Annotated in this window: 1 protein-coding gene; it reads left to right on the top strand. The window is 45.5% G+C overall.

The window, feature by feature from the left end:
• Positions 1 to 368 precede the first annotated feature (368 nt).
• The gene (locus tag ACVFVN_RS14470) at positions 369 to 3,452 is read left to right on the top strand and encodes a reverse transcriptase domain-containing protein (protein ID WP_456235827.1); all 3,084 of its coding nucleotides are present in this window, start codon (positions 369 to 371) and stop codon (positions 3,450 to 3,452) included.
• The last annotated feature ends 94 nt before the right edge of the window (positions 3,453 to 3,546 follow it).

Raw genomic sequence — 3,546 nt, 5'->3', positions numbered from 1 at the left:
CACATATAATACTTCCTATACACACAAGTTTTAAAAAGAAAAGAAAGGGGGGAGAAACATGAAAGCACGGAAGAGAAGGAAAGTGAGCAGAAAAATAAAAAGGAAGGAAAAAAAAAAAGTATGAGTATTTTTTTTTACATGCAACAAGGGTAGGTATTCTTCGATCATAATGTCTTTGATTGTTTGGTTCTCATATTTTACAATAATATTTCAGCGACGGGTGGTTAGCAACCCAGTTAGGACAAATCCTAACAGAGGGCGGAAGAACTCTCAATGAGTCAACGGCCAGCTAACTAGAGGTGGTGACTCCATAAACCACCGTGGAGAAGGCAACGGGAAACCACTCCACTATCAATCCCAAGAATGTCATGGCTAGTAGATCAAAAATTGTACACACTAACGGCGTGAATGGGGCTAAATCTTTGGGAATTAGCAACTCGCCCGGTAAGGATCGACATGCGCAGCAGGTGTCACCTGACCGTCACCCTGCGACTGCTAGCATTAACGGCGTCAAGGGGATAGAGTACCACACACCCTATCCTTCGCCCGGAAAGGAACGACATGAGCGACAGGTGTCACCGGACCGTTACCCTGCGACTGTACGCACCAAACGGAAAGTATGTCTTGGCACCTGGAACGTCAGGACATTGAACAAATGTGGACAACTACAAAATGTGAAAGATGAAATGTCCAGGCTGGCAATCAACATTCTAGGAGTGTGTGAAACCAGATGGCGGAACAATGGGGATTTCATCACTGAAAACCACCGAATAATATACTCAGGTGGGGAGAGAAACGAGAAAGGGGTGGGTCTGATATTAGACCGACATCATATGAGATGCGTGCTAGGATATTGCCAACTATCAGAAAGAATACTGATAGTCAAACTGAGAGGGACGCCATTCAATATAGCTATAATAGTAGTCTACGCCCCGACAGCCCAAAGCAACGATGAGGAAATTGATACCTTCTACACCACACTAGACAACGCTAGAGCCCAATTAAAATCTCAGGAAATCATAATCGTCATGGGAGATTTGAATGCCAAAGTAGGCAGTGATACAGCGGGAGAGACCACCGGCAAATACGGATTAGGGACCCGCAACGAACGCGGAGAGAAGTGGGTACAATGGTGTACGGCCAACGACCAGATAATAACCAACACATGGTTCCAAGAACACCCAAGACGCTTATGGACATGGAGGAGCCCGGGAGGAGAAATCAAAAATCAGATCGACTATATCACCATCAATAGAAGATTTAGAAATGCAATAACCCACTGCAAAACTTACCCAAGCGCCGACTGCGGAAGCGACCACCGGCCCGTCATATGCAAACTTCAAGTAAGACTAAAGAAATTGAAGAAACCCAACACGATGCCCAAACTGCAATACAACAGACTACTTACCGATCCGGACCTAAAGGAAAAATATATGAACAGTGTGAAAAGCTGCTACGAAGAACAGAACAGAACAGGAAACACGAAATGGGACGCGCTGAAGAGAGCTCTGGTGACAGCAGCAATGGACATCATCCCCAAGGAGAATGATCCGAAAAGGAAAAATGAATGGATCACGGAGGAGATCCTAGAAATGATGCAGAGGAGACGGGAAACGAAGCCGAGACATGGAACAGAATACAGGACACTACACAAGGAAATAAGGACCAAATGCAGGAAGGCCAAGGAAGAATGGCTAAACAAAAAATGCAAGGAAGTAGAGAGACTGAGTGCCACGAACAAAGGAGACATGCACAAACAAATAAGAGAATTAACGGGACAGAGGATGTGCTCGTCAACCGGCTGCATAAGATCCAAGGAGGGAACAATAATATTAGAGAAGGAAAAAATTCTTCAGCGATGGAAAGAATATATAGGAGAACTCTTCCATGACAAAAGGGAGCAACCGGCAGTTAATAGAATCGATGATGGACCGGAAATCTTGAAATCGGAAGTAGAAGCAGCACTGGCCAAACTCAAACGAAACAAGGCGCCAGGACCAGACGGAATCGTTGCAGAGATGATGACAGCCTTAGACGACTTCGGAATAGAAAAGTTAACGGAAATAACAAACGGAATCTACAACAGCGGGGAAATACCAGAGGACCTAAGCAGATCCATCTTCATAGCGCTGCCCAAGAAACCAGGCGCCAACGAGTGTGAGCTCCACCGGACAATCAGTCTAATGAGCCACATGACAAAGCTCATTATACGAATCCTAATGAACAGAGCGCGCAGCAGAATCAGGCCAGAGATAGGACAAGAACAGTGCGGCTTCGTGAAAGACACCGGAACGAGAAACGCGATTTTCATGCTAAGAATACTATCAGAAAGGGCAATACAAGTGCAGAAGAAATTATACCTGTGCTTCATAGACTACGCAAAGGCTTTCGACAAAGTGCGCCACAAAGGACTGTTTGAACTGCTCAGTAGCCTCGACATATTCGGAAAGGATATTAGAGTACTCAAAAACCTCTACTGGCAACAAACTGCATGCATAAGGGTCGAAAACGAATGCAGCGAATACACAAAAATAGAAAGAGGCGTAAGGCAAGGATGCGTATTCTCGCCAGATCTATTCAATTTGTACAGCGAGGCGATTCTGAGAGAACTTGAAGACCTACCAGGATTCATCATTGGCGGACACAATCTCAACAACATAAGATATGCGGACGACACAGTACTGATAGCCGACACAGAAAAAAAGCTGCAGGAACTCCTGCAAAAGGTGGCAAAAGAGAGTGCTGGAAAGGGACTGAGCATAAACTACAAGAAGACAGAGTGCATGGTCATCAGCAAAAAGACCAACCAGAAATGCACACTACAGGTCGGGAACACCAGGATCAAGCAGGTGCAGAAGTTTAAATATCTGGGAAGTGTCCTCACAGAGGATGGCAAATGCGACGCTGAAATTAAGACACGTATCGGGTTGGCCAGGAACGCATTCCAAAAGCTAAGCAAAATTCTTAAAGACAGGAAAGTTTCACGGACAACAAAGAAAAGAGTGCTGAACTGCTACGTGATACCCGTCTTGCTTTACGGTAGCGAAAGCTGGACGATCTCTTCAAGGATGAGGAGGAGACTCGAGGCCACAGAAATGTGGTTCTACAGAAGGATGCTAAGGATATCATGGACCCAACACGTGAGCAACTACGAGGTTCTGCGTAGGATGCAAACAAAAAGAAGACTCATGCTTGATATCAGAAAGAGACAGCTGAAGTTCCTGGGACATGTAATGAGAAAGGAGGGTCTGGAAAACCTGATACTCACAGGACGGATAGAGGGAGGTAGAGACAGGGGAAAGCAGCGCACGACATATTTGAAGGGCCTGAGCGAATGGATGATGGGAAGGGGCATGGGAGATACGGGGAGTCAAGCCCTGTTGAGAGCTTCGAGAGATAGGGGGAAGTGGAAAGCCATGATCGCCTACGTCCTGAAGGGATACGGCACATAGAAGAAGAAGAAGAAGAAGAAGAAGAAGAAGAAGAAGAAGAAGAAGAAGAAGAAAATATACATTTTTTTCACCTTTCCAGTCGGTTTTATTGCTG

This window comes from Soonwooa purpurea, assembly GCF_053891095.1.
This window is presented reverse-complemented; position numbering and strand designations above follow the sequence as displayed.